Origin of the sequence: Nonomuraea sp. NPDC049400, from assembly GCF_044466425.1 — a bacterium.
Classification (GTDB): domain Bacteria; phylum Actinomycetota; class Actinomycetes; order Streptosporangiales; family Streptosporangiaceae; genus Nonomuraea.
In genome coordinates, this window is record NZ_JBITMP010000007.1 from 56,578 (window position 1) to 81,311 (window position 24,734).

The window sequence follows — 24,734 nt, forward strand, 5'->3', positions numbered from 1 at the left end:
TGTCACTCCCGGGGATAGACGAGGGCTGTCGCCCCTTCGATCTCGATGATGTCGACGGTCGCCCCCTCGGGGATCACCAGCGTCTCGTCGTAGGCGCGCGCCGACCATTCCTCGCCCCCGATGCGTACGCGACCGTCGCGGCCCGTCACCTCAGAGACGACGTAGGCGGGCTTGCCGACCAGTGCTTCCACGCCGAACCGCTGCAGCTGCGGCTGCCTGATGTGGCGCATCGCGATCGGCCTGAGCACCAGCAGGCCGGCCGCGGACGAGACGGCGAAGCACAGCAACTGCAGGGGGATGGGCAATCCGATGGCCGCGGTGAGCGCGGTCAGGAGCGCGGCCGCGCCCAGCAGCCCGAGCGAGGCCGTGAGGGTGAACAGCTCGGCCACGCCGAGGACTACCGCGAGGATTACCCAGATGATCCAGTCATCCATGTCCGGCCCTCCTGATGGGACAACGGGCCTGTGTCCGCTAGTGGTTCCCCCCTCTCTACCGTAATCCTGGAATCATCCCTGCGGCACCCGGTCACTTGCGCGATCGGCGTCGAGTAAGGCGCTTCCCTGCCGCCATTTCTCCCACGGCAGCTGCCAGAAGCCCCATCCGTTGTTCCATTCGAGCTCGCGGTCGGTGCCGGTGATCGTGACCGGGTCGCCGCGCAGCGAGCTCCGGTAGAACCAAGCCGCCTGGTCGGGCCTGGAATTGATGCAGCCGTGGCTGACGTTTGCCCGGCCCTGCGCCCACACATTGTCTTTGGCGTGCACGTATTCGCCGCTGTTGGAAATGCGCACCGCATGGTCGATCATCAGGTCGTAATAGCCGGGATCGCCTTTGACCCGCCCTGGGGAAATCATGCGGACCGGGTTGCCCTTGTCCATGGTCAGGTGGATGCCGCTGGTCGTGGTGTATTCGGGGGTGGTGGCCATGCCCGCGCTGATGGGCATCCGCTGCACGATCACGCCGTCGCGGCGGACGAGCATCTGGTGGGTCCTGGTGTCGATCGAGCTGGTCTGCGCGCGGCCGACGGTGAAGGCGAAAGTGGAGTCGGCGGCGCCGTAGCGGCCCGCGCCCGCGCGTGCGCCCGCCAGATGCGCGGTGACCGTGACCTGCTGGTGCGGAGTCCAGAACCGGCGGGGGCGGTAGACCACCTGGGTGTCGCTGGTCCACCGCCACGCGCCCTCGACCGGGCTCTCCGCCTTGACCTCCAGCGTCCGCTCGACGGCCGCCTTGTCCGCTATCGGAGTGTCGAAGTCGACGATGACCGGCATGCCGGTGCCGACCGTCTCGCCCGGCAGCGGTGTCGTCGAGGCCACCTGGAAGCCACGCGCGACCGCGCGGGTGCGGAAGCGGCCCATGGCCACCGTGGCCGGGCCGCGGACGCCTGCGGCCGTGGCGGTCACCGTGTATTCGGCCGCGGGTTTGAGCGTCCAGGCGGAGCGCCAGACCGTACGGGAGCCGTCGAGCCGGCCAGGCACCTGCGCCCCGCCCTCGAAGACCAGCACCCGGCTGAGCGTGCCGCCGAGCGCCCTGACCACCAGGCCCCGGTCGGTGCGGGCGCGCTTGGCGTCGAAGGCCGGCGAGACCTGCACGACCGGAGGCGAGAGCGGCGTCTCGGCCGTCACGGACGTGCAGCCGCTGACCAGGAGAAGGAAGGTGACACAAGTCAGCACCGCCTGCCGCATGTCACTCCTGTGCGTCCGAGGGAGGGTCGATCCCAGGGTAGCGGTGAGTCAGCAGGCAAGCACGTTGAGTCACTTATGCGATTGTTCCGGAAACTTCTCCCAATGTCAGGTCACCGGCGGTGGCCCGGATGGTCACCGTGTCCCCGTCCTCGAGGAACGAGCGGGTCTCGCCGCTCGCGAGCTTGAGCGGCTCGCTCCCGTTCCAGGTCAGTTCGATGAGCGAGCCGCGCTCGCCCGGCGAGGGCCCCGAGATTGTGCCGCTGGCGAACAGGTCTCCGGTACGCAGCGAGGCCCCGTTCACCGTCATGTGCGCGAGCATCTGGTCGGGCGTCCAGTACATGCTCGAGTACGGAGGCCGCGACACGACCTCCCCGTTGAGCAGGACTTCGAGTGAGATGTCCAGCCCCCAGTCGCCCTGCCTGCGCAGGTAGTCCACCGGCGGGGGATCCTGGGCACGGCCGGGGATCCTGGGCAGCGCCTCCAGCGGCGTGATCCACGGCGAGATCGACGTGGCGAAGGACTTGCCGAGGAACGGCCCGAGCGGCACGTACTCCCACGCCTGGATGTCGCGCGCGCTCCAGTCGTTGACCAGCGTCACCCCGAACACGTGGTCCTCGAAAGCCCCGGCGGGCGAGCCGAGCGTGGTCGGCGCGCCGACCACGAACCCCAGCTCCGCCTCGATGTCCAGCTTCGCGCACGGCCCGAACACCCCCGGTCCGAGCTGCCCCTGCGGGCGCTTGACCGGCGTGCCCGACACGACGACCGTGCCCGCCCTGCCGTGGTAGCCGACGGGCAGGTGCCGCCAGTTCGGCTGCAGCGGCTCGGTGCCGGGCCGGAAGATCTGGCCGATGTTGCTCGCGTGGTCGATCGAGCAGTAGAAGTCGACGTAGTCGGCCACCTCGAACGGCAGGTGCAGCCGCACCTGCTCCAGCGGGACCAGGTGCCGTTCCGTCATCGAGGTGTCGCCGGTGAGCTTGTTCTGGATGAGCGCCCTGGTGTCGTGCCAGGCCCCGCGCCCGCGTGCCATGAACGGGTTGAGCGAGGGGGCGTTGAAGACCTCGTCGTGCAGGGCGGGCGCCAGGTCGAGCACCTGGTCGCCGTACCGCACGCCCACCCGGGGCGCCTCACCGGGGCGCGAGAAGACCGCGTAAGGAAGATTGTCCACTCCGAAAGTCACAGGCCCTCCTTCGTCGGTCCTGTGACAAAGGTGCTGTGTCCATTGGTTCTCTCGCTTCGCTCGTTCACGTGATCAGCCCCAGTGTGCGCAGGTCCTCGACGGGGATGCTGGTGCTGCATGAGCCGTAGCTCACCAGCAGCTGCCGCGCCCGTTTCGCGGTGTCGTCCTGTACGGACTGCGCGAGCCGCACGATGTGGCCGACGTCGGTCGTGCGCAGCACGGGCACGGGGTCGCGCCCGTCCACGGCCTCGCAGACCGCCAGCACCAGGTTCAGGAAGCCGTGCCGGTCGACGCCGAGCGAGGGGTCGAAGTGGCGTACGGCGTGGTGCAGCCCGGCCGTGGCCTTGAACGGGATGTCGTGCTCGACGCAGAACCTGATGAACGCGGCGAGATGCTCCGCCGGCGGGAACGCCTCCGCCGTCAGCCCGCCGCAGCGCACCTTCAGCCCCACGCCCTCGGGCACGTCGACGCCCAGCTTCCCAGGCGGCACCTCCACGAAGAGCCGCACGCTCGCCGGCAGCCCGAGCCCCCGCGCCAGCCGGTCGACCGTCATGCCGTCCGGCAGCGCGGCCTCCACGAAGTCCACGGGCAGGTCGTCGAAGCCGGGCACCTCCTCCTGGTCCACGATGAGCCCGATCCGCCGCGGCCGGTACTCCATGTCGCGCAGCCGGTGCAGCCGGCTGGCCGGGCAGAGGAAGCGGTGCGTGAGCACGGAGCTGCCCCGCTCCAGATCGCGCCGGTTGCGGGCCAGCGCCTCGTCCATGTGCAGGGACGTCGGCGGGAACAGCCCCGCGTCGTCCACCAGTGCCGTGTAGACGTTCATCGTGACCACGTCCACGCGTAGCCGGGGTCCTCGCAGGACAGCGCGCCCTGGCCCAGGTCGAGCGGGCGGAACGTGTCCACCATGACGGCCTTCTCGCTCGTCGTCGTGACGCCGCGGGAGACCGCGTCGATCACCGCCTCGACCGCCCCCGGCTGCGGCCCGTGCGTGAACCCGGCGGGATGCAGCGAGATCGAGCCGACGTCGATGCCCGAGCCCTTGCGCGCGGAGTAGTCGCCGCCCACGTAGAACATGAACTCGTCGGAGTCCACGTTGTGGTGGTTGTACGGGATCGGCACGGACTCGGGATGGAAGTCGAGCGGCCGCGGGCAGAACGAGCACACCACGAACCCCGGCCCCTCGAACGTCTGGTGGACGGGCGGCGGCGCGTGCGTCTTCTTCACGATCGGCTCGAAGTCGTCGATGTTGAACGCGAACGGGTAGAGGTAGCCGTCCCAGCCCACCACGTCGAACGGGTGGTTGCGGTAGACCAGCCTGCTCAGCCCGCCACGCGTGCGCACCAGCACCGGCACCTCCTCGCCCTCGACGAGGAGGGGCTCGGCCGGTGCGCGCAGGTCGCGCTCGCAGTAGGGGGCGTGCTCGAGGAACTGCCCGTACTGCGACAGGTAGCGCTTGGGCGGCCTGATGTGCCCGCCCGCCTCGATGGCCAGCACGCTGACCTGGCCGTCCGGCACCCAGCGGTGGATCGTGCCGGTCGGGATGACGATGTAGTCGCCCTCCCCGGCCTCGATCACGCCGTACGTGGACTCGAACCTGACCCGGCCGCCCTGCACGTAGACGCACTCGTCGCCCATCGAGTTGCGGTAGAGCTCGCTCGCCCGGTCGCTGGTGGCGTACGACAATCGGACGTCGCCGTTGCCCGCCAGCAGCATGCGCCCCTTGACCAGGTCGCCCGCGCTGGACAGCTCCTGCGTGCGGAAATGGCGCGGCGAAAGCGGCAGGTTGGGCTCCAGCCGCGTCTCCGCCGTGGGCGTGACCGACTCCGCCTTGATGATCGCGGTCGGCAGGTGGCGGTGGTAGAGCAGCGAGGAGTCGGACGAGAAGCCCTCCTCGCCCATCAGCTCCTCGGCGTAGAGACCGCCGTCCGGCCGCCTGAACTGCACGTGCCGCTTGCGCGGCACCTCCCCAACGACGCGGTAGTACGGCATCCCTACCTCCGAAGAAATGTCCGTTAACCGGACGGAAGTGTCCTTTATGTGTAACAACCGTCCGCCATCGGTCTGGAGATGTCAACCCAGCGCGGCGGTCAGCTCGGCGGCGGCGGCGACCACCCGAGAGCCCGTGGACTCCTCCAGCGGTCCGAACGTCACCACCCCCACCGACGCCTCCAACCAGGGCAAGCCGGTGACGGGCGCGGCGACGCCCCGCGCCCCTTCCTGCAACTGCCCCTCCGACGTGAAGTAGTCGTCACGCCCCTCGCGCAGAGCCAGGATCGCCTGCCCCGCCGCGCCTTTCGTCAGCGGATGGCGCGCGCCCTCGCGGTAGGCCACGTGCATGTCGGTCCAGGACGGCTCCACCACCGCCACGGCCAGCCCGTCCTCGCCCTCGGCCACGGTCAGGTGCGCGGTCGCGCCCACGTCCTCGGCCAGCCGCCGCAACGTCGGCACGGCAGCCGCCCGCAGCAGCGGCTGCACCGCCTGCGCCAGCACCAGCACCCCGAAGCCCAGATGCACCCGCCCCTCGGCGTCCCTGCGGACGAACCCCTCGCTCATCAGCGTCGTCAGCAGCCGGTACACCACGGGACGGCTCAGCGACAGCTCGGCGCTCAGCTCCGTGGGCGTGCGACCGCCCTTGCCGTCGGCGAGCAGTCTGAGCAGGCGGAGCCCGCGTTCCAGGGTCTGAGCGGATTCAGCGGCCATGCGACCGATTATCTGTGACGCAGTGAATACACGGGGTACATAGCGGAATGGACCGTCGGGGGGATGACGATGCGGCAGTGGTGGGTGCTCGGACTCGCTGTGCTCGCCATGTGCGCGCTCTACTCCGCCGTGCCCAGGCTTGCCGTGACGTTCATGGCCCGGCAGATCCCGCTCGACCCTCCCGGCGGCAGCCTGGTCGAGGACACGTTCGACCTCACCGAGGGCATCGAGGTGCGCAAGCGGCTGCTGCCCACCGCCAAGGGCGTCACGTTCCGCCCCGCCTATCTCGCGGTCGGGATCAAGATCGACGAGAACGGCCTGCTGTACGGCACGCCGCAGCGCCCCGGCACGTACGTCGCCCCCGTCCAGATCTGCGATGGCCAGTCGTGCCAGGAGCAGCGGCTCACCCTCGTCGTGCACGGCAACGTGCCCTGGGAGCCGCGCGAGCTGACCTTCCCAGGCCGGACCGGCGTACCGTTGAGCGGCGAGATCGGCGTCAACGGCGGCCCGCCGGGCGTGGTGCCCACGTTCACCGTGACCGACCGCGCCAGGCTGCCCCACGGCGTGACCATCGGCCCCGACGGCCAGGTGGGCGGCGTGCCCGCGGCGGCCGGCATCTCGGAGGTGCCGGTGCGGATCTGCGTGGCGGGCAACTGCGCGGGCGTCGTGGTACGGCTCATCGTCGTCTGAGTCTTGCGGTCGCGTGCCGTTTCCGGTCACCGTGGTCCCATGAAATCGGTCATTGTGGTCGGAGCGGGCATATGGGGCTCATCGCTGGCACTGCGGCTGGCCGACGCCGGCTGGGAGGTGACGCTCGTCGAGCAGCACAGGCCGGGCCACGTACGGCAGGCCAGCGCGGGGGAGACGCGCCTGTTGCGCTGCGCGCACGGCGACGACGACTGGTACGCCGGGCTCGCCTGGCAGGCGCGGGACGGCTGGCGGCGGCTGGAGGAGAGGGCCGGCGAGAGGCTGTACCACGAGGCGGGCATGGTGTGGTTCGCGCAGACGCCGGACGGGTGGGAGCAGGCCAGCGCCCGAGTCCTGAAAAATCTGGACATTCCGTGTGAGGTGCTGGACCCTGCCGACGGGTCGCGGTTCTTCCCCGACTTCCGCGGTGACGACCTGAGCTTCCTGCTCTGGGAGCCGCACGCGGGCGTGGTCAGGGCCAGGCGGGCGACCCAGGTGACCGCCGGTCTGGCGGTGGCGGCAGGGGTCCGGCTGGTTAGGGCGCGTGCGGTGCCCGTGAAGGAGCCTGTGACCGGGGCCGCGGCCGTCGAGATCGACGGCGAGGTACGGCACGCCGACCGGGTGGTGTGGGCCTGCGGCGCGTGGCTGCCCGGGCTGTTCGAGCACGTGCCCATCACGGTGACCAAGCAGGACACGCTGCACTTCGCGGCGCCGGCCGCCTGGTCCGTGCCCGAGACGCCCGCCTGGGTGGACTACGGGGCCTCCGCCTACGGGCACGGCGACGTGGACGGGGTCGGGATGAAGGCCACCTCGGACCTGGAAGGGCCGCCGTACGAGCCGGAGCACGGCGAGCGGGTGGTGGACGCGGACAGCGTCGAGCGGGCCAGGAGCTACCTGCGGCGCAGGTTCCCGTCGCTGGGGGACGCGCCGGTGCTGTTCAGCCAGGTGTGCCAGTATCCGCTCACGCCCGACGCCGAGTGGCTGATCGCCGAGGTGTCGCCCGGGGTGTGGCTGCTGGGCGGCGACTCGGGGCACGGGTTCAAGCACGCTCCCGCGCTGGCCGCGTACGTGGCGGGCGTGCTCGAGGGCGAGCACGGGCCGGAGCCGCGCTTCGGGCTGCACGAGCGGGCCCCCTCCCGCGGGCTGAGGACGAGCGGACAGCTCTGGTAGGGCGCGCCTTACCGGAACTCGGGGGACGGCGGGCATGATTCCGCCCGGGCTCGCGGCGGACACTTCTGATACAGCCGCTCACCTATCGGAGGTCCGCAATGAGCACCGTCATGGATCCGCGCAGAACCGACCCGCCGCCCGTCGTGCAGACGGCCGCCATGCTCTGGCTGGCGGCCGTGGCCTTCGGCGCGTTCGAGGCCGTCATGATGATCTCTCAGCAGCTGTACGAGGGCACCGCCACCTTCATGGAGATGCTGCCCCAGGGCGGGTTCCGGCTGGCGGTGTTCGCCGGGGCCGTCTTCCTGGCGCTGCGGGTCAAGCGCGGGGAGAACTGGGCGCGCCTGACCCTCGCCGGGACGCTCGGGATCTTCGGCACGCTCTCGCTCGTGATCGAGCCCGCCCGGTGGCTGCTGGCCGGGGGCTCGATCAGCGAGGCCGTGGCCGGGGCGGGCGCGATGGAGCTGATCTTCGCGGGCAGCAGGATCCTGCACCTGGCCGCCGTGCTGGGGGCGGTGACGCTGATGTTCCAGCCTCGGGCCAACGCCTACTTCAAGTCAGCGTGAGACCAGCTCGCCCTCCGGCGCCCTGAGATTGCGCACCCCGGGGGAGAGCAGAGCGGCGAGCGTGGACAGCACGATGATGACCGCGCATCCGAGCAGCGACTCCTCCGTGCCGAACCAGTCCGCCGCCCGCCCCGCCAGCATCAGCCCGATCGGGCCGAACATCAGCGACCCGAGCAGGTCGTACGAGCTGACCCGCGACAGCGACTCGCGCGGGACCTCGCGCTGCATGGTGGTCTGCCACAGCACGCCGAACACGTCGAAGCACACGCCAAGCACGAACGCCCCGATCACGATCGCCCAGAGCGGCGCGTCCAGACCGAGCAGCGCGTACGGCAGCGCCGGCGGCAGGCAGAGCAGCACGGCCACCAGAATGGGGCGGCGCGGCCGGAGCCGCATCGCGGTCAGCACCCCGACGAGCGTCCCGACGGCCTCGCCCGCCAGGAACGCGGACCAGGCCGCCGGGCCGCCCAGGGACTCCTTCGCCAGCAGCGGGCCGAGCACCCCGTGACCGGCCTGGATGGCCATGACCATCAGCGAGAACTGCGCGACCACCACCCAGATCCACTGCCGCGAGCTGAACTCGCGCCAGCCTTCCCGCAGATCGGCCAGCACCGAGTGCCGCTGCCCGGGCTCCCGCTGCTGCGCGGCCGGCTGCAACCGCATCATGGCGATCAGCAGTCCCGCCGCCGAGAACATCGCGCCACTCACGATCAGCGCCCAGCCGCCGCCGACGAGCACCACCGTGGCGCCGCCCAGCACCGCGCCCGCCACCCGCGCGGCGTTACCGCCCAGACCGATCAGCGCGTTGCCCGCCTGCAGCTGATCCACGGGCACGACCTCGGGGATGATCCCGGTGAACGCGGGGAACGCGATCGCCGTGGCCACCCCGCTCAGCGCCGCCGCCACACACAGCGCGGGCAGCGGAGTCCAGCCGGAGAGCAGCATCGCCGCCAGCGCGAAGTACCCCGCCGCCATCAGGAAGTCGCCGGCCATCAGCACCCAGTTCCGCGGCAGCCGGTCCGCGAGCACGCCGCCGAACAGGGTGAACGCGATCATGGGCACCGCCTCGGCGGTGAGCACGACGGACAGGGTGGCGGCGGTGGCGCCGGGCAGGGCGAGCACGCCGAACGCCAGGGCCACCGGTGCGAACGCGCTGCCCAGGACCGCGACAGTCCTCGCCGACAGCATCAACGCGAACCGGCGGTCCCGGAGCAGTCCGAGATCGCGTAGATAGCTGTGCACCGCTGTAAACCCCCTGGAAAATGGCCAAACTCCGCTATTCTGCCGCTGTTCTCGGCCTCTGTCGTGTGAATATTCCTCCGGTAACAAGACCGGACGCGGAATGTGTTCGCCTTTGGCAAGAATCCGGCCCCCGTTCTCCCGTAACTTGCTAGGGCCCGGCTGTCGGCGAGGGGACTCCATGGGTCGGCTGGTCTATCGCGGTAGGTGGACGCTCCTGGCGCTGAGCCTGGCGGCGGCCCTGCTCGTCGCGCCGGCGGCCATGTCAGGGCGGGTGACGAGCGGCGGCTTCGAGGACCCGGGCGCCGGCTCCGTGACCGCCGCGCGCTTGGCCGAGCAGTGGTACGGCTTCCAGAGCCCCGACGTGGTCGTCCTCTACCGGCACCCGGCGGTCAAGGTGCGCGACCCGCGGTACAAGAAGGCGGTGCACGACTCGCTGCGCGGGCTGCCGGCAGACCATGTGCGCCGGAGGGCCACGTACTGGACGACGGGGTCGAAGGAGATGGTGTCCAGGGACGGGCACTCGACGTACGCGCTGATCACGCTGAAGGGCGCCAAGAGGGAGAGCTACGCGGCGCTCGCGCAGCGGCTCAGGAGCGTCAAGAACCTCAACGTCGAGGTCGGCGGGACGGTGCCGACGCAGGCGGAGCTGGACGGGCAGGCGGCCGCCGACCTGGCCCGCGTCTCGGCCATCGCCGGCCCGGTGCTGCTGGTGCTGCTCGTGGCGCTGTTCGGGAGCCTGGTGGCGGCGCTGCTGCCGCTGGTCGTGGGGCTGCTCGCGGTGCTCGGCGCGCTGGCGCTGCTCCCCGAGGTGTCCGTCTACTCCTGGTACGCCGTCGTGCTGCTCGGGCTCGGGCTGGCCGCCGGCCATTCGCTGCTCATGCTCAGGGCGTTCAGAGCGGAGATCGCGGGCGGGGCGTCGAACGAGCAGGCGGTGGCGCGGACGATGGCCTCGGCAGGACGGGCCGTCGCCGTCTCAGGGGCGACGGTGGCCGCGTCGCTGCTGGGGCTGCTGCTGTTCCCGCAGCCGTTCCTGCGCTCGATCGGGCTGGGGGCGGCGGCGGTGGCGCTCGTCGCGGCCGTGGCCGCGCTCGTCGTGCTGCCTGCCCTGCTGGGGATACTCGGCCCGCGCGTGGACGCGCTGAGGGTGATGCCCGACTTCGGGTCCGTACGGCCGGGCGGCGGCGGGTGGCACGCCGTCGCGTCCAGCGTGGTGCGCCGGCCGGTCGTGTACCTGGTGGCGGTCACGGTCGTGCTGGTGTCGCTGGCGGCGCCGCTCTCGCACCTCCAGTTCGGGAACGCGGACCACAGGGCGCTCCCCGCCGCCTCCGAGAGCCGCCGGGTGGCAGAGACCCTCGACCGCGACTTCCCCAGGAACGCTCTCTCGCCGATCGACGTGCACGTGCTGGCGGACGGCTCACTCTATGCCCGGCCCCTCATGGAGCAGGTGGAGCGGCTGCCGCACGTCAAGGGTGTCGAGGTCGCGGGGGAGTCGAGGAAGAACGGCGCCGTGCGGCTCGCCGTACGGCACGACCTCGACCCCATGTCGGCCGAGGCGGAGGGCCTGGTCAGGTCGATCAGGTCCCTGGCTCCAGGGCCGGGCGTACGGCAGGTCGTGGTGGGCGGGCCCACCGCCGCGCGGCTGGACCTCATGGACAGCCTCTCGGCCACCCTGCCGTGGCCGGCGGTGGTGGTCTGCTCGGTGCTGCTGGTGCTGCTGTGCGCGGCGTTCGGGTCGCTGGTGCTGCCCGTTCGCACGTTGCCGGCGATCGTGCTGTCCGCCGGGGCCTCGTTCGGGGTGCTGGCGTGGGCGTTCCAGCATGGCCTGCTGGGTTTCGCGGGGCCTGTCGACGTTTCCGTGGCTGTGCTGATCGTGGTCGTGCTCTTCGGGGTGTCCGCGAACCACGAGGTGTACCTGGTCTCCCGGGCGCGTTCCGAGTGGCTGCGTACCGGGGACCACGCCGGTGCCGTGGCGGCGGGGCTGCGGGAGACGGGCGGAGTGATCACGGGTGCGGCGTTGTTGCCGACGGCGGTCGCCGGGGCGTTCGCGGCGGCCGGGATCACGGTGGTGCGGCTGTTCGGGGTGGGGCTGTGTGTGGCGATCGCGGTGGACACCCTGCTGGTGCGCGTGCTGCTTGGGCCTGCCTCCATGCGGCTGCTGGGCCCCGCGAGCTGGTGGCCGCTCCGCTCCCGCGAACGCGCTGAGCCGCGCGAGGACCTGCCGCCCCGTCGGCTGCCACCCGTGGACCGTCCTTCGATCACGGCGGGTGGTCAGGAGCGTCTCCCGGTGCTGACCGTCAAGGGAAGGCCGGCCGTCTTCGGTGTGGACACCGATCCCGTGCCGGCGCCCGCCGAGCCCGCGGAGCTCGCGCGGCCAGGATGGGAGAAAGTGGCGGCGGGGCGTGCCAGGGCGGTGCGCGCCAACGCCGACGGGTCCGGCTGGCAATGGGTCGAATTGGACGAGTGAGGCGGACGTTAAGTCGGATTTCATTGAACGTTATTGATCGTCCGGATAGTGTGCGATATGCCCACGATCATCCCCCTGGAAGTTAAGGTGCCATGCGACTACGGTTACGGCAGCTCTTCGTCATCGGACTCGCCCTCTCACTCCTAGGCATCGGTGTTCCGGCGTGGTCGGAGGACGACCCCAAGAGCTGTAACGACCTGTTGTCCGCCGACACCCCGGCGTACGTGGTCTGCCGGTGGATGGCCACCCCCGAGGAGGCCGCGGACATCGCGGCGTTCTGGCTGGAGAACGACGGCCAGCACATGGGTGAAGCCGAGCCGGTGGACCCCATCACGGTGGACTGCACCGAAGAGGGCAACGAGTGCCCCGAGTCCGAGGGCGACGGCGAGATGCACGACGTCGACTCCCCGGACGTCCCCGGCGCCGAGGACGGCGGCACGCCCGACTGCCAGAACGGTGACGAGTGCGGCTACGTCGACCCCACCGGGGTCACCGCCGCCGAGAAGACCGCCGCCCAGGCGACCCCGGCGGGCAAGGCAGCGCAGGCCGTCGCGCAGACGAACATGCGCCTCTGGATCGAGACCGAGCTGGCCGACGACTACAAGGCGGGCAAGCTGGCCGAGGCGGTCAAGAAGGTCGCCGCGCTGGTCGCCGCACAGCCGGGCGTCGTCGGGATCAGGTTCACCTCGCAGCTCGGCTTCAACCAGACGTTCACCACGGCGGACGAGCTGGACAAGTTCGTCGCCGAGACCACGGCCGCGCTGCGGACCGCGGTGCCGGGCAAGAAGCTGGCCGCGCACACGGTGGTCCCGGTGTTCGGCTGCGGCGCGAACGACGCCTGCAAGGCCGAGATGACCAAGAAGTACCCGCTGCTCGACCCCGAGCGCATCGGCGCGTGGCTCTTCAAGGGCCTGATCGACCAGCTCGCCCTCGACAACGGCCACCTGGCCAACGAGTACGCGACCTGGAAGATCGACGCCGCCGAGGCCCAGCGCAACCAGTCGATCCAGGTGCGCGCCCGCGCCTGGGACGCCTACGCCCAGATCGCCGCCGAGGACGCCACCTTCGCCGCTTCCGGGACCTCCCAGCTGACCGAGGAGCAGGCCACCAAGGCCATCACCGAACGTGTCGCCTCCCCGCTCCAGGACGACGCCGCGGAGACCGTCACGCTGTGGACCCGCTGGCAGAACGACCAGGGCCAGGTCAGCCGGGTGTACGGCGAGAAGTGGGCCGCCAATGCCACCTGGGACCAGCTCAAGAAGCTCGACTCCGTGCGCGCCCGCCTGGCCACCATCTACGACCCGGCCAACCCCGAGGTCGACGTGGCCACCGACCTGAAGAACCTGTCGGAGGTCTTCGGCCAGGTCTACCTCCACGCCGCCTGACCTTCCCCGACGGCCCGGGCACCGCGTCTCCACGACGCCGGTGCCCGGGCCTCGTCGTACCGTGGAAACATGCGGGCGGCGGCCTGGCGCTAAGGGGATAAGAGCCCACAAGTCGCGGCATTCATCGACGCGCTACGACAAGTCGCCACTAAGGTCTGACGCGACATCGATTCCGTTGGAAGGGCGACACATGAGCGACTACGCCATCACCTTCGACCTCATCGACGCCGACAACGACGGCCGCATCTCCGCCGTCGAGCTCGTCCGGTTGATGGAGGTGATCGGCCAGCCGATCACCCTGGAGGCCGCGCAGGAAGGCGTGCTGAAGCTCGACAAGGACGGCGACGGCCTGATCGACAAGGAGGAGTTCGCCAGCTTCCTCCAGAAGTGACAAAAACAAGCTCTTGCTACACAAGCTCCTGTTGCCTGGGTCACAATGGCGACGGGAGGGACGATGATCATCACGAGTGATATCCCCGTGCAAGCACTCAGGGCGGGCATCGGCACGGTCACGGAAGAGGTGATCGAGCAGATCCAGGCCCGGATCCCCGAGTACGCCCGGCCATCGGACGATCTTTACATCAAGGTCATCAGAATGGCGGTCGAGCAGGCCGTCGAGGGCTTCCTCGACCGCATCGAGCACCCGGGCGTCCCCTGGGACCCCGAGCCGTTCCGCATGATCGGCAAGGGCGAGGCGGCCGAGGGCCGCAACCTCGAGCCGCTCCAGACCGCGATGCGGCTCGGTGCCCGGGTCGGCTGGCGGCGACTCACGGAGCTCGCGGAGCCGCTCGGGCTGTCCCCGCAGACCCTGTACGACCTGGGCGAGGCCATCTTCGTCTACCTCGACCAGCTCGCCGACGCGGCGGCCGAGGGCTTCGAGGAGGCCAGGGCGCACGCGGCCGGCGAGATCGAGCGCCGCCGCGCCCGCCTGCTCGACCTGCTGCTCAGCCGCCCGCCCGCCAGCGCGGAGGCCGTCGCCGACCTGGCCAAGTCCGCCGGGTGGCGGCTGCCCAAGACCGTCGCCTGCGTGGCGCTCGACGACCGGCACGGCGCGCCCGCGCTGGCCCCCGACGTGCTCGTGGGCGTGGACAGGACCGTCCCGTGCCTGCTCGCGCCCGACCCGAACGGACCCGGCCGGGCCAAGCTGCTCGAGCACGCCCTGCGCGGCCGCCGGGCCGCGATCGGCCCCGCCGTGCCCCTGGCCGCCGCCGAGACCTCGCTGCGGTGGGCCGGAGAGGCGCTGGAGCTGTCGCGGCGCGGCGTCCTGCCCAGAGGGCCGCTGCGGTGCGAGGACCACATGGCGACGCTGGTGGTGTTCAAGGACGAGGAGCTGGTCAACGCGCTGGCAGAAGTGCGGCTCGCGCCCCTGGCCCACCTGCGGCCCGCGCAGCAGGACCGGCTGGCGGAGACGTTGCTGGCCTGGCTGCGGTACGGGCGCGGCGCGGGCGAGGTGGCCGCCAGGCTGCACGTGCACCCGCAGACCGTGCGCTACCGGGTGCGGCAGCTCGAGGAGCTGTACGGAGATCAACTCGCCGACCCGGACATCCGCTTCGAGCTGGAGATAGCGCTCCGGGCCAGGCAGGCCGCCCAGGGGACCTGAGGGCCCGGAGCGCACTCCGTAAACCGGCGTACGTCACGGACAGTTGTGGATGTCGCTCCTTGCCGCGGAGACCACGACATCGGCGACCCCCGGAGCACTGATGTGGATCGCGTTGACGAGTGATCCGGCCGAGGACCCCGGAACCGGCTTCTGCTCATTGAGCGTGATCGTCGCTGTGCCGACCCGGATGACAGTGTTCGGCGCCACCGTGGTGGTGGGCTGGACGATGCCGCCGACAGTCAGCGATCCAATGGTCACGGTCCCTGTCGCCGTCGCCGTGAACGGGCCGACCTGGCAGGTGCTCTGCGAGGTGGCTCGCACGTCGGTGGCGCGGATGACCGGAAGACCGGGGACACCGATCGTCACATCCCCCGTGGTGGCCCTCCCTGTCGACGTTCCCGCTCCTGTCGTGACGCTCGCGCTGACCGCGGACGCGGAGACGATCCCGAGGGACACAGAGGCAGCCGACTTCTCATTGGCCGACTTGGCCGCCGTAGAGACCTCGCCGGTGTCGCTCACGACGGTGGGCGGGAGCAGGGCGACCTTGGCCGAGAGACCGTACGACCTGCCGGTGTAGTAGAGCAGCTTGACCGTGGCGGACGCGCCGGCTGGAAGGAAGAAGTCGTCGCCGGCGAAGGCCACCTGGACGCCCACGCCGGTGGCGGTGGCGGGCTGGGCCACCTTCGCGATGGTGCACTTCGCGTGACCGCCGGCGTCCGTGGTCCCGCTGCACTTCTGCGCCGACGAACCGCTGCCCACGGTGAAGGTGACGGTCCGGTTCTCAAGCGGAATGCTCCTGTCCTCCTGGGTCAGGGTCGCCTGGAACGTCGCGGGGAAGTCGTTGGCGATGTTGGACGGCCCTCCGTAGCTGACGGATGCCTTCCCCTTCAGGGCTTCCACTGTGGCGTCCGCGCCCGACGCGACGTAGAAGTCGTCACCCGCGAAGGCCACTCGCATCGCGGTCTGCCCCGCTGGCTGCAGCACGCGCGAGATCTCGCACCGGGCGACGCCTGCCGGGTCGCTCTTCCCGCCGCATGTCTGTGCGGTCGCTCCCGTTCCCAGCGTGAAGGACACCGTTCGGCCCTCGATCTGGTCGCCGTCCTTCTCGGCGAGGGTGGCCTGGAACGTGGCGGCCGAGCCGTTCGTCACCTTGGCAGGACCGGTGTACTGGACAACCGTGTTCCGCTTGTTGATCGTGAACGTCTTCGTACTCGTCTGCGCGTTGTAGACGTCGTTGCCGGCATACGAGGCTTCAACGGAATACGTGCCGGGAACCTGGTCGAGCACGATCTGGCAGGAGGCCCGCCCGGATACGTCAGTGACGTCGGAGCAGCTCTGCGAGCCGAGCGACAGGTTGACCCGGGCGTTGGGGATCGGGGCGGCGCTGGGGTCCACCGCCAGATCGGCGGTCAGGGTGACCGGGTCATGGTAGTCGCCGCTGGTGGGCCCGGAGTAGGCGAGTTTCGCGTTGATCTTGCACGAGGCGAGCGTCACGACGCCTGTGGATGCCGGGGTCGGGTCGATGGAGTTGACCGCCACATAAGCCTTCTGCGCGGCGTCCGCGTAGACCTTTCCCGCGGTCATCCCGCCCGCCGCGTCCACCCAGTACGAGATGTTGTCCTGGCCCTTCAGATGCAGGACGAACGCGTCTTGGGGAATGCCCTGATCCCAGCCCGACTTCGACCGCAGCTCGACCGTGTAGTAGTCACTCGTGGTCGTCGACGTGGTCTGCCCACTGGCGTCCGCCGCGTTGGGAATGCTCACGCTCGCCGGGATCCGCAGCTCAAGAGGGCCGCCGGCCTCGGGATGGTTCAGGGCGGCCATGGTGTAGGTCTGCTGCCGGCATTGGTTGTTGTCGAAGGTCGAGACGCGGTTCGGCGGCAACCATTGCGCGATTTCGAGCATGACCGCGTTCAGCCCCGGCCCGCCATCTCCTTGATAGGAATGCTTGGGGGTCGTGTAACACCCGAAGCAGCTCATCACGTCGTACTTGTCGTTGTAATGCGAGGTGGAGGTGGAGAGCTTACGGGAGTGGTCCAGCCCGAATGAGTGCCCGGTCTCGTGCAGGATGCCGGAGAGGGCCTGGTCCTCTTCCGCGGCCATCCTGCCGAGCGCGGGGTACGTCTTCCCGCCGATCTGCGTGGGCGGCCCGCCCCCGAACAGGGGCCCGTTCAGGTTGGTGTGGTTCGTGAGGACCACCACGCCCGCGAAGTCCTCGAAGGCGATGTCGGGGTCGGCCTTGGACGCGCACACGTCTATCTGGCTGGCCCGATTCAGCACATTGAACTCGGCCACGGTCTTGTCCGCCGTGTACCAGCCCTTCACGATTGTGCCGGTGAGGTCGAGGTTGCCGTAAGAGACATCCTTCCAATAGTCGAACACGCCTTTCTTCCCGGCTCCACTCTGGGAGAACATGTCCTCGTAGTAGGCCACATTGTGGGGCTCGTCCTGCTGGTCCGTGAATTTGCACAGCACCACGGCAAGAGGATGATTGCCGGAGATGGCGCGGGCAGGGGACGGCACCGCCCATACCGCCGTCAGAGCGAGGACAGCGACCAGGAAAACGTACGGTTTTGCCAAGGGCCTGCGCATGGTATCCCTCCTTTGTAATGGTTTATGGGCGGGACAGCTGAACCATCATTGTGGGCGGGTCCGCGAGCAACGACCTGAGCACCCCGCTACTCAATTTTCCTGGCCATTATTTTGATGAGGGCCTGGTCGTTCGGATGCCCGTGTCCGGGGTAGCGCCTGCCTATGCGTCTGACCTATACCTCTGATGTCTGGTACAAGAACGCCGTCGTCTACTGCCTCGACGTGGAGACGTTCAAGGACGGCAACGGCGACGGCGTGGGCGACTTCCGCGGCCTGACGCAGCAGATCGACTACCTCGCGAGGCTGGGCGTGACGTGCCTCTGGCTCATGCCGTTCTTCCCCACCCCCAACAGGGACGACGGGTACGACGTCACCGACTTCTACAGCGTCGACCCGCGTCTGGGCACGCTGGGCGACTTCGTGGAGTTCATGCGCACCGCCCACGACCGCGGGCTGCGGGTGATCGCGGACCTCGTCGTCAACCACACGTCGGACCAGCACCCCTGGTTCGTCGAGGCCAGGTCGAGCAGGGACTCGCCCATGCGCGACTGGTACGTCTGGTCCGACACCCCCGAGCCGGACGACCCCTCACAGATCGTCTTCCCCGACAAGGAGAACAGCGTCTGGGAGTACGACGAGGGGTCGGGACAGTACTACCTGCACAGCTTCTACCGGCACCAGCCGGACCTGAACGTCGGCAACCCCGAGGTCAGGGACGAGATCGCGCGCATACTCGGCTTCTGGATGGAGCTCGGGCTGGCCGGGTTCAGGGTGGACGCGGTGCCGTTCCTCATCGAGAACGTCAACCCGAAGCTGGCGAACCCGCACGAGTTCCTGGCGGACCTGCGGGCGTTCATGACGCGGCGCAAGGGCGGGTCGATCCTGCTGGGCGAGGTCAACGTCCCGTACAAGGACCTGATCTCATACTTCGGCGACGGCCTCGGCGACCAGCTCACCATGTGCTTCGACTTCGTCGGCATGCAGAACGCCTGGTTGTCGATGGCCCGCAACGACGCCACGCCCCTCGCCCGCGCCCTGCGCGAGCGCCCCCAGCCGCCCAAGGACTGCCAGTGGGCCATGTTCCTGCGCAACCACGACGAGCTCACCCTCGACAAGCTCACGGAGGAGGAGCGGCAAGAGGTCTTCGAGGCGTTCGGGCCGCGTGCGGACATGCAGATCTACGGCAGGGGCCTGCGCCGTCGCCTGCCGAGCATGTTCGGCGGGGATCTGCGGCGCATCAAGATGGCCTACAGCCTGCTGTTCTCGCTGCCGGGCACGCCCGTGATCTTCTACGGCGAGGAGATCGGCATGGGGGAGAACCTCGACGAGGAGGGCCGCATGGCGGTCCGCATCCCCATGCAGTGGTCGGCGGACGGCGGGTTCACCCAAGGCTCGCCGGTACGCGAGATCCCGGAGGGCTCCTTCGCGCCCGACCGGGTGAACGTGGCCGACCAGAAGCGGGACGTGAACTCGCTGCTGCGCTGGTTCCAGCTGCTGATCGAGCGCTACCGCGAGTGCCCGGAGCTGGCGTGGGGCCGCCACACGGTGCTGGAGACCGGCCACCGCGCGGTCCTCGCCCACCGCTGCGACGCCGACGAGGCCACGGTGGTGGTCACGCACAACCTGTGCGACACGGCCAGGGACGTGGAGCTGACGCTGGAGGGATTAGAGGGGTACCACCTCACGGACCTCCTGGTGGACGGCACGCTGGAGGTCTCGGCGGACGGCTCGGTACGGGTCCCGCTGGACCCGCACGGCTGCCGCTGGTTGCGCGCCTCACCCCCGCAGATCCCTCCGGAGGACGCCTCGGTCAAATCCCTGTGACCCGCGCGGGGTCAGGGTGAGGGCGTGGCGGGCCAGGCGGACATGGCGAGGGTGGCGACGCGGAGGAGGTCCGCGTGGGAGGCGCCGTCGCAGGACTGCGTGGACATGCCCTGGATCACCGCCGCGTAGAACGTCGCCAGCCCCGCCGTGTCCGTGTCCGCGGGGAGCCGCCCGGCGGCCAGGTCCTCGTCGATCCGCGCCTTCAGCGCCGCCTTGGCGGCCTCCCTGAACCCCCGCAGCAACTCCTGGACCTCGGCCGACTCGGGCCCGCAGTTCACCGCGGCCGTGATGATCAGGCACCCCGCCGGATGGGAGTCGCTCGCGTACTCGGCGGCCGACTCCCGGAGCACCCGTTCGATGGCCGCACGCCCCGTCGCCTCCTCGGCGAGCGCCCGTGTCGTGAAAGCCCCGTACGTCTCCTGGTAACGCCGCACCGCCTCCTCGAACAGCCGCCGCTTGTCCCCGAAGGCCGCGTACAGGCTGGGCGGTCTGATCCCCATGACGGCGGTCAGCTCGGCGACCGAGGTCGCCTCGTAGCCGTGCCGCCAGAACGTGAGCAGCGCCCGCTCCAGCGCCGCCTCCTTGTCGAACGCCCGTTGTCTGGCCATGCCAAGCATTCTATAGCGATCGCTATGTTATGGTTCTGTATCGATCGCTAAAGAAAGGTGCGACAGGGATGAAGACTGCCCTCGTGACGGGATCCAGCAGGGGGATCGGCCGCGCCATCGCGTTGCGCCTGGCCAGGGACGGCTTCCGCGTGGCCGTCAACTACGCCACGGATGAGACGGCCGCCAAGGAGGTCGTCGGCCTGATCGAGCAGGAGGGTGGCAGCGCGTTCGCCGTACAGGCCGACCTGGGACGGCAGGAGGACGTGCACCGGCTCGCGGAGCGGCTGAGAAGCGCGACGGCCGTCCTGGACGTGCTGGTCAACAATGCGGGCATCGGCATGTCCAAGCCCATCGCGGAGGAGACGCCCGAGGCTTACGACCGGGTGTTCGCGGTCAACGTCAAGGGGCTGTTCTTCCTCACCCAGCAGCTGCTGCCGCTGATCCCCGACCACGGCAGGATCGTCAACATCACCTCGGGCGTGGCGCGCATCGCCTTCCCTGAGGGGATCGCGTACGCGATGACCAAGGGCGCCGTGCAGGTGTTCACGCTGGCGCTGGCCAAGGAGCTGGGACCGCGCGGCATCACGGTCAACAACGTCGCGCCCGGCATCATCGACACAGACGTCAACGCCGGCTGGCTGCGCGGTGACCCGGAGGCGGAGGCGTACGCGGCCGGCAGGCACGCGCTCAACCGGATCGGCCAGGTGGACGAGATCGCGAACGCGGTGGCGTTCGTCGCCTCGCCGGAGGCGAGCTTCATCACCGGCAGCACCATCGACGCCACCGGCGGCGGAAACCTCTAGGAGACGCGCATGCCCACCATCACCCACAGCTCGGGCCAGGTCCACTACCGCCGGGAGGGCAGCGGACCCGGCCTGGTCATGGTCCACGGCACCGGCGGCGACGCCGTAACGAACTACGCCCACCTCGTGCCGGGACTCGCCGACATCCGCACCGTCATCACCCCCGACTACGCGGGCAGCGGCCAGACCGCGGACTCCGGCGGCGACCTCACGCTCGACCTGCTCGCCGGCCAGGTCGCGGCCACGTTCGAGGGCCCGTCCGACCTGGTCGGCTTCTCGCTGGGCGCCGCCGTGGCCGTGGCGGTCGCGGCCGAGCATCCCGATCTGGTCAGGCGCCTGGTCCTGATCGCCGGCTGGACGCACGCGGCGGACTCCCGGCTCCGTCTCGGCCTGCGGACATGGGCCAAGCTCGCGGCCACCGACCCGGAGAGCTTCGCCGCGTACGGCCCGCTGGTGGGTTTCAGCCCCGAGTACGTGGCAGAAGCCGGCGCCGAGGCCCTCATGGCCGGCGAGCCCCCGCACGGGACGCTGAGACAGATCGAGCTGGACCTCCGCATCGACATCAGAGACCTGCTGCCGAAGATCACGGCTCCCACGCTGGTCGTCGGCAACACCCGGGACTACCTGATCCCGGTGGAGCACGCCCGCGCGCTGCACGCGGCGCTGCCCGGCAGCGAGTACGCCGAGCTGGACAGCGGCCACGTCGTCCTGCACGAGCGGCCGGCCGAGGTCACGAAGGTGATCAGGGAGTTCATCACCGCGTAAGAGTCAAAGGTAGGAAGGTCCCGTGACCCGGTGCCTGAACGTCCACCACACCCAGCCCTGGGCGGCCACCAGCAGCGGGATCAGTGCCAGGATGACCGGCACCAGCACGGAGCCGGACGTGCCGGGGTGCAGTGGCAGCCGGAGCCCCGCCAGCACGCCCACCGCGAGGAGCGTGGCGGCCGTCAGCGCGTAGGTGCGGGCCTCGCCCGCACCGCCCGACAGCACGGCGGCCCGCTCCCGGAGGGTTCCGCGCAGCCGCAGCGCCGCGAAGGCCAGCCCGTGCGTGGCGAACAGGGCGGCCACCACCAGGGCGGACAGCACGGCGATCGGGGCGCGGACGCCGAGCAGCACGTGGCTGAGCAGCGCACCCCAGCTCAGCGCCAGGCCCCAGCTGCCGGCCACGATCGCGCCGTCCCAGAACGCCTGCCACCGCGGCCCCGGCACCCGTCCGCGCAGCCACAGGCCCATGTCGCGGACGATCCACGCCAGGAGCAGCGTCACGACCAGCGTGTAGTTGCCGCTCAGCAGCGTGCCCTCCAGCTCGGGGAACAGCCCGGCGAGCACGCCCGCCGTGGCCACCAGCCAGACCTCGTTGCCCAGGAAGAAGGGCGCGATGGCGGCGATCACCTCGCGCCGCTCGTCCGCCGACCTGCCCAGGTACGGCAGCACCATGCCGACCCCGATGTCGGCCCCGGCCAGCACGAGGTAGCCGAGCGCGAAGAAGGCCAGGATGAAGATCTCCATCAAGTTCGCGCGGAGTGGACCACCGGCGTCAGCCGGTGGTCCACTCCGCGCTCCCTCCCTTCGAGTTTTGTCGGTGTCAGCCGATAGCGTGGTTGTCTCGTTACTGAATGTGGGAGGTGGGGGTGCACAGGTCCTTCAAGTTCCTGTTGCGCCCCACCACGCATCAGGAGCAGGCACTGCGTGCGATGCTGGCCGACCACTGCACGCTCTACAACGCCGCTTTGCAGGAGCGGCGCGACGCCTACTGTCATCCGTCGAAGACGACGATCCGCTATGGCGAGCAATCCGCGCAGCTTAAGGAGATCAGGGCATTCGATCTCGACCAGGCCCGCTGGTCGTTCTCCAGCCAGCAGGCCACCCTGCGGCGGCTCGATAAAGCGTTCGCCGCGTTCTTCCGCCGCGTCAAGGCCGGGGACAAGCCCGGATACCCCAGATTCAAGGGTGTTGGCCACTTCGACACCGTGGAGTTTCCCAAGGACGGCGACGGCTGCCGCTGGGATTCCCAGCCCCACCACCCGACCGTGACCTATGTGCGGTTGCAGGGTGTCGGGCATATCCGTGTCCACCAGCACCGTCCCGTCAAAGGCCGTGTCAAGACGATCAGCGTCAAGCGGGAAGGCCGCCGCTGGTACGTCATCCTCGCCTGCGTTGACGTACCAGCCGAGCCGCTGCCCAAGACCGGCAGCATCGTGGGCATCGACATGGGCACGGTGCGCTTCTTCACCGACTCCAACGGTGAGCAGAAGGAGAACCCGCGCTTCCTCGAAGCGATGGCCGAAGAGCTGGCCGCCGCTCAGCGGCACCTGGACACTTTTCCCAAGCGCACGAAGCGGCGCACGAAGAAGCACCGCGCGGCCGCCCGGAAGGTCGCCAAGCTGCACGCCAAGGTACGGCGCCAGCGGCTCGATCACCACTACAAGGCGGCGCTCGAGCTGATCCGCGATCACGATGTGATCGCCCACGAGAAGTTGAACATGGCGGGCATGACCAAGACGCCCGCACCCAAGCCTGACACCGGCAATGCAGGGGCGTTCCTGCCGAACGGCGCGTCGGCCAAAGCAGGGCTCAACCGATCGATTCTGGACGCGGGTTGGGGGCTGTTCCTTCAGATCCTGGCGAACAAGGCTGAAAGCGCCGGTCGCCGTGTGATCGAAGTGGACGCCCGCAACACCTCCCGCACCTGCCCGCGACCTCAGTGCGGGCATGTGTCGGCGGAGAACCGCAAGACCCAGGCCGAGTTCCGATGTACGGCGTGCGGCTTTACCGCCAATGCTGACCACGTCGGCGCTATTAACGTACTCAACAGGGCCGGGCTGGCCCTCTGCGCAGCGGCCTAGCCACTGACGCAGGAAGCCCGCCGCTCCAGCGGTGGGTGGAGTCACGACGGCTCCTCAGAGGGAAAGGGCGGGGGCGGGGGCGGGGGAGGCAGCGGTGGCGCCCAGCGCCGCGGCGGCGGGCCCGCGGCGGGCGTGCCTGGCCAGCAGCCAGTAGTTGATCGCGATCAGCACGGCGAACACCGTGGTGAAGGCGATGATGGAGAAGCGCATCTGGGCCGCGGACACCGGTGACATCGCGTCGGCCGTCTTCAGCAGCCCGTACACGGCCCACGGCTGGCGCCCCACCTCGCGGAAGACCCAGCCGGCCAGCATGGTCACGAACGGGACCGGGATCGTCAGGGCCAGCAGCCAGTGCCACAGCCTGAACCCGCGCACGGCCGGACGGAAGAGCACGAGCAGGGCGCTCAGCGACGCGACCACCGTCATCACCATCCAGAGCATCAGCATGGTGATGCCTGCGGCTTGCACGGTGTCCACCGGCGGCAGGTAGTCGCCGGCTCCGTGGGTGGCCTCCATCTGCGCCTGGATCGCCGCCCTCTCGGCAGCGGAGCCGGACCACGCCGCCGCCTTGGACGGTTGCAGCGTCTCGAACCCGAGCCCGCCGAACGTCGCGGTGACGAACAGCGCGGGCACCGCCATCCCGATCCCGATCCGCAGCGACTTGCGGAAGAAGTCCTGCTCTGCGGTGCGCTTACGCAGGTGGTACGCGCTCACCCCGGCCATGAAGAACCCGCCGGTGACCATCGCGCCGCCCATGACGTGGCCGAACGCCGACAGTGCCGCCGGGTTGGCCACCATCGCCCCGAAGTCCGCCAGCCGCAGCACGCCGCCGTCCACCACGTGGCCGATCGGGTGCTGCAGGAAGCCGTTCGCGACCATGATCCAGAACGCCGACGCGTACGCGGTCAGCGTCACGATCCAGATCAGCGCCAGGTGCGCCCACCGGTTCAGCCGGTCCCAGCCGAAGATCCACAGGCCCAGGAACGTGGACTCGACGAAGAACGCCACCAGCGTCTCGATCGCCAGCGCCGACCCGAAGACGTTGCCCGCGTACTCCGTGAGCCCGCTCCACGACAGCCCGAGCTGGAACTCCATCACCAGCCCGGTGACGATGCCCATCGCGTAGTTGATGATGTAGAGCTGGCCCCAGAACCGCGTCATCCGCAGGTGCACGGGGTTGCCGCTGAAGGTGGCCCAGGTCTGGATCGCGGCGACCAGCGTCGCCAGGCCGAGCGTCAGCGCCACGAAGAGGAAGTGCGCGCCCGCCGTGAGCGCGAACTGCAGGCGGGCCAGGTCCACGGTGTCCATGGTCCGAGATTCCCGGTACGGCTCCACCCGCCGCGTCATGCCCGGGCGGCAACCTGCCGTACATCTCTGGTCGCATGAGATCGGCG

The 24,734-nt window shown here is 69.8% G+C and carries 22 protein-coding genes; 11 read left to right on the top strand and 11 right to left on the bottom strand.

Translation table 11 applies throughout. From position 1 onward, the window contains the following. Positions 1-2 precede the first annotated feature (2 nt). The 6 genes from ACIBVN_RS12160 to ACIBVN_RS12185 form a co-directional block, all read right to left on the bottom strand. Positions 3-434: an NfeD family protein gene (locus ACIBVN_RS12160; RefSeq protein WP_397135430.1), complete on the bottom strand. Its 432-nt coding sequence runs from the start codon at positions 432-434 to the stop codon at positions 3-5. Positions 435-506: 72 nt separating this feature from the next. Further along, the gene (locus tag ACIBVN_RS12165; RefSeq protein WP_397135432.1) at positions 507-1,679 is read right to left on the bottom strand and encodes an Ig-like domain-containing protein; all 1,173 of its coding nucleotides are present in this window, start codon (positions 1,677-1,679) and stop codon (positions 507-509) included. Between the two features lie 73 nt (positions 1,680-1,752). After that, on the bottom strand, positions 1,753-2,856 hold the full coding sequence (fahA, locus tag ACIBVN_RS12170; protein ID WP_397135434.1) for a fumarylacetoacetase: 1,104 nt from the start codon (positions 2,854-2,856) through the stop codon (positions 1,753-1,755). A gap of 64 nt (positions 2,857-2,920) precedes the next feature. After that, complete coding sequence (locus tag ACIBVN_RS12175) at positions 2,921-3,694, bottom strand: hypothetical protein (protein ID WP_397135436.1); 774 nt, start codon at positions 3,692-3,694, stop codon at positions 2,921-2,923. Next, positions 3,676-4,845, bottom strand: coding sequence for a homogentisate 1,2-dioxygenase (locus ACIBVN_RS12180; RefSeq protein WP_397135438.1), 1,170 nt, complete (start codon positions 4,843-4,845; stop codon positions 3,676-3,678). The genes ACIBVN_RS12175 and ACIBVN_RS12180 overlap by 19 nt, the downstream gene beginning before the upstream one ends. 81 nt (positions 4,846-4,926) lie before the next feature. Then, on the bottom strand, positions 4,927-5,556 hold the full coding sequence (locus ACIBVN_RS12185; RefSeq protein ID WP_397135440.1) for a helix-turn-helix domain-containing protein: 630 nt from the start codon (positions 5,554-5,556) through the stop codon (positions 4,927-4,929). 63 nt (positions 5,557-5,619) lie between these two features. Between ACIBVN_RS12185 and ACIBVN_RS12190 the strand changes: the two genes are divergently transcribed. The 3 genes from ACIBVN_RS12190 (at position 5,620) to ACIBVN_RS12200 (ending at position 7,976) form a co-directional block, all read left to right on the top strand. Further along, a complete protein-coding gene (locus ACIBVN_RS12190; protein WP_397135442.1) occupies positions 5,620-6,246 on the top strand; it encodes a hypothetical protein in 627 nt (208 codons plus the stop codon). Positions 6,247-6,285: 39 nt separating this feature from the next. Continuing rightward, positions 6,286-7,413, top strand: coding sequence for an NAD(P)/FAD-dependent oxidoreductase (locus ACIBVN_RS12195; RefSeq protein WP_397135444.1), 1,128 nt, complete (start codon positions 6,286-6,288; stop codon positions 7,411-7,413). Positions 7,414-7,523: 110 nt separating this feature from the next. After that, the gene (locus ACIBVN_RS12200) at positions 7,524-7,976 is read left to right on the top strand and encodes a hypothetical protein (protein ID WP_397135446.1); all 453 of its coding nucleotides are present in this window, start codon (positions 7,524-7,526) and stop codon (positions 7,974-7,976) included. On the opposite strand, the gene ACIBVN_RS12205 is transcribed toward ACIBVN_RS12200, so the two are convergent. Then, on the bottom strand, positions 7,968-9,218 hold the full coding sequence (locus tag ACIBVN_RS12205; RefSeq protein ID WP_397135448.1) for an MFS transporter: 1,251 nt from the start codon (positions 9,216-9,218) through the stop codon (positions 7,968-7,970). The two genes, ACIBVN_RS12200 and ACIBVN_RS12205, sit on opposite strands and share 9 nt — an antisense overlap. A gap of 178 nt (positions 9,219-9,396) precedes the next feature. Here ACIBVN_RS12205 and ACIBVN_RS12210 point away from each other — a divergent pair, with 178 nt between their 5' ends. From ACIBVN_RS12210 to ACIBVN_RS12225, 4 genes are all read left to right on the top strand, one after another. Beyond that, a complete protein-coding gene (locus tag ACIBVN_RS12210; RefSeq protein WP_397135450.1) occupies positions 9,397-11,682 on the top strand; it encodes an MMPL family transporter in 2,286 nt (761 codons plus the stop codon). A gap of 92 nt (positions 11,683-11,774) precedes the next feature. Next, positions 11,775-13,067, top strand: a complete 1,293-nt coding sequence (locus ACIBVN_RS12215; RefSeq protein ID WP_397135452.1) for a hypothetical protein — start codon at positions 11,775-11,777, stop codon at positions 13,065-13,067. Positions 13,068-13,257: 190 nt separating this feature from the next. Then, a complete protein-coding gene (locus ACIBVN_RS12220; protein ID WP_397135454.1) occupies positions 13,258-13,458 on the top strand; it encodes an EF-hand domain-containing protein in 201 nt (66 codons plus the stop codon). A 63-nt stretch (positions 13,459-13,521) separates the two neighbouring features. After that, the gene (locus ACIBVN_RS12225) at positions 13,522-14,667 is read left to right on the top strand and encodes a helix-turn-helix domain-containing protein (RefSeq protein ID WP_397135456.1); all 1,146 of its coding nucleotides are present in this window, start codon (positions 13,522-13,524) and stop codon (positions 14,665-14,667) included. Between the two features lie 33 nt (positions 14,668-14,700). On the opposite strand, the gene ACIBVN_RS12230 is transcribed toward ACIBVN_RS12225, so the two are convergent. After that, a complete protein-coding gene (locus tag ACIBVN_RS12230; RefSeq protein ID WP_397135458.1) occupies positions 14,701-17,259 on the bottom strand; it encodes a choice-of-anchor P family protein in 2,559 nt (852 codons plus the stop codon). A 162-nt stretch (positions 17,260-17,421) separates the two neighbouring features. On the opposite strand from ACIBVN_RS12230, the gene ACIBVN_RS12235 reads away from it, so the two are divergent. Further along, complete coding sequence (locus ACIBVN_RS12235) at positions 17,422-19,083, top strand: alpha-amylase family protein (protein ID WP_397135460.1); 1,662 nt, start codon at positions 17,422-17,424, stop codon at positions 19,081-19,083. Between the two features lie 11 nt (positions 19,084-19,094). Here ACIBVN_RS12235 and ACIBVN_RS12240 read toward each other — a convergent pair whose 3' ends face one another. Further along, positions 19,095-19,691, bottom strand: coding sequence for a TetR/AcrR family transcriptional regulator (locus tag ACIBVN_RS12240; RefSeq protein ID WP_397135462.1), 597 nt, complete (start codon positions 19,689-19,691; stop codon positions 19,095-19,097). A 68-nt stretch (positions 19,692-19,759) separates the two neighbouring features. Here ACIBVN_RS12240 and ACIBVN_RS12245 point away from each other — a divergent pair, with 68 nt between their 5' ends. Both ACIBVN_RS12245 and ACIBVN_RS12250 read left to right on the top strand, forming a co-directional pair. Continuing rightward, positions 19,760-20,494 (top strand): SDR family NAD(P)-dependent oxidoreductase, encoded by a 735-nt coding sequence (locus ACIBVN_RS12245; RefSeq protein ID WP_397135464.1) that lies wholly within the window; start codon positions 19,760-19,762, stop codon positions 20,492-20,494. A gap of 9 nt (positions 20,495-20,503) precedes the next feature. Further along, positions 20,504-21,259, top strand: a complete 756-nt coding sequence (locus ACIBVN_RS12250; protein ID WP_397135466.1) for an alpha/beta fold hydrolase — start codon at positions 20,504-20,506, stop codon at positions 21,257-21,259. Between the two features lie 3 nt (positions 21,260-21,262). Here the strand turns inward: ACIBVN_RS12250 and ACIBVN_RS12255 are convergent, their stop codons facing one another. Further along, a complete protein-coding gene (locus ACIBVN_RS12255; protein WP_397135468.1) occupies positions 21,263-22,003 on the bottom strand; it encodes a cytochrome d ubiquinol oxidase subunit II in 741 nt (246 codons plus the stop codon). 122 nt (positions 22,004-22,125) lie between these two features. Here ACIBVN_RS12255 and ACIBVN_RS12260 point away from each other — a divergent pair, with 122 nt between their 5' ends. Next, positions 22,126-23,340: an RNA-guided endonuclease InsQ/TnpB family protein gene (locus ACIBVN_RS12260; RefSeq protein ID WP_397135470.1), complete on the top strand. Its 1,215-nt coding sequence runs from the start codon at positions 22,126-22,128 to the stop codon at positions 23,338-23,340. Between the two features lie 54 nt (positions 23,341-23,394). On the opposite strand, the gene ACIBVN_RS12265 is transcribed toward ACIBVN_RS12260, so the two are convergent. Continuing rightward, positions 23,395-24,648, bottom strand: a complete 1,254-nt coding sequence (locus ACIBVN_RS12265) for a cytochrome ubiquinol oxidase subunit I (protein WP_397135472.1) — start codon at positions 24,646-24,648, stop codon at positions 23,395-23,397. Positions 24,649-24,734 lie beyond the last annotated feature (86 nt).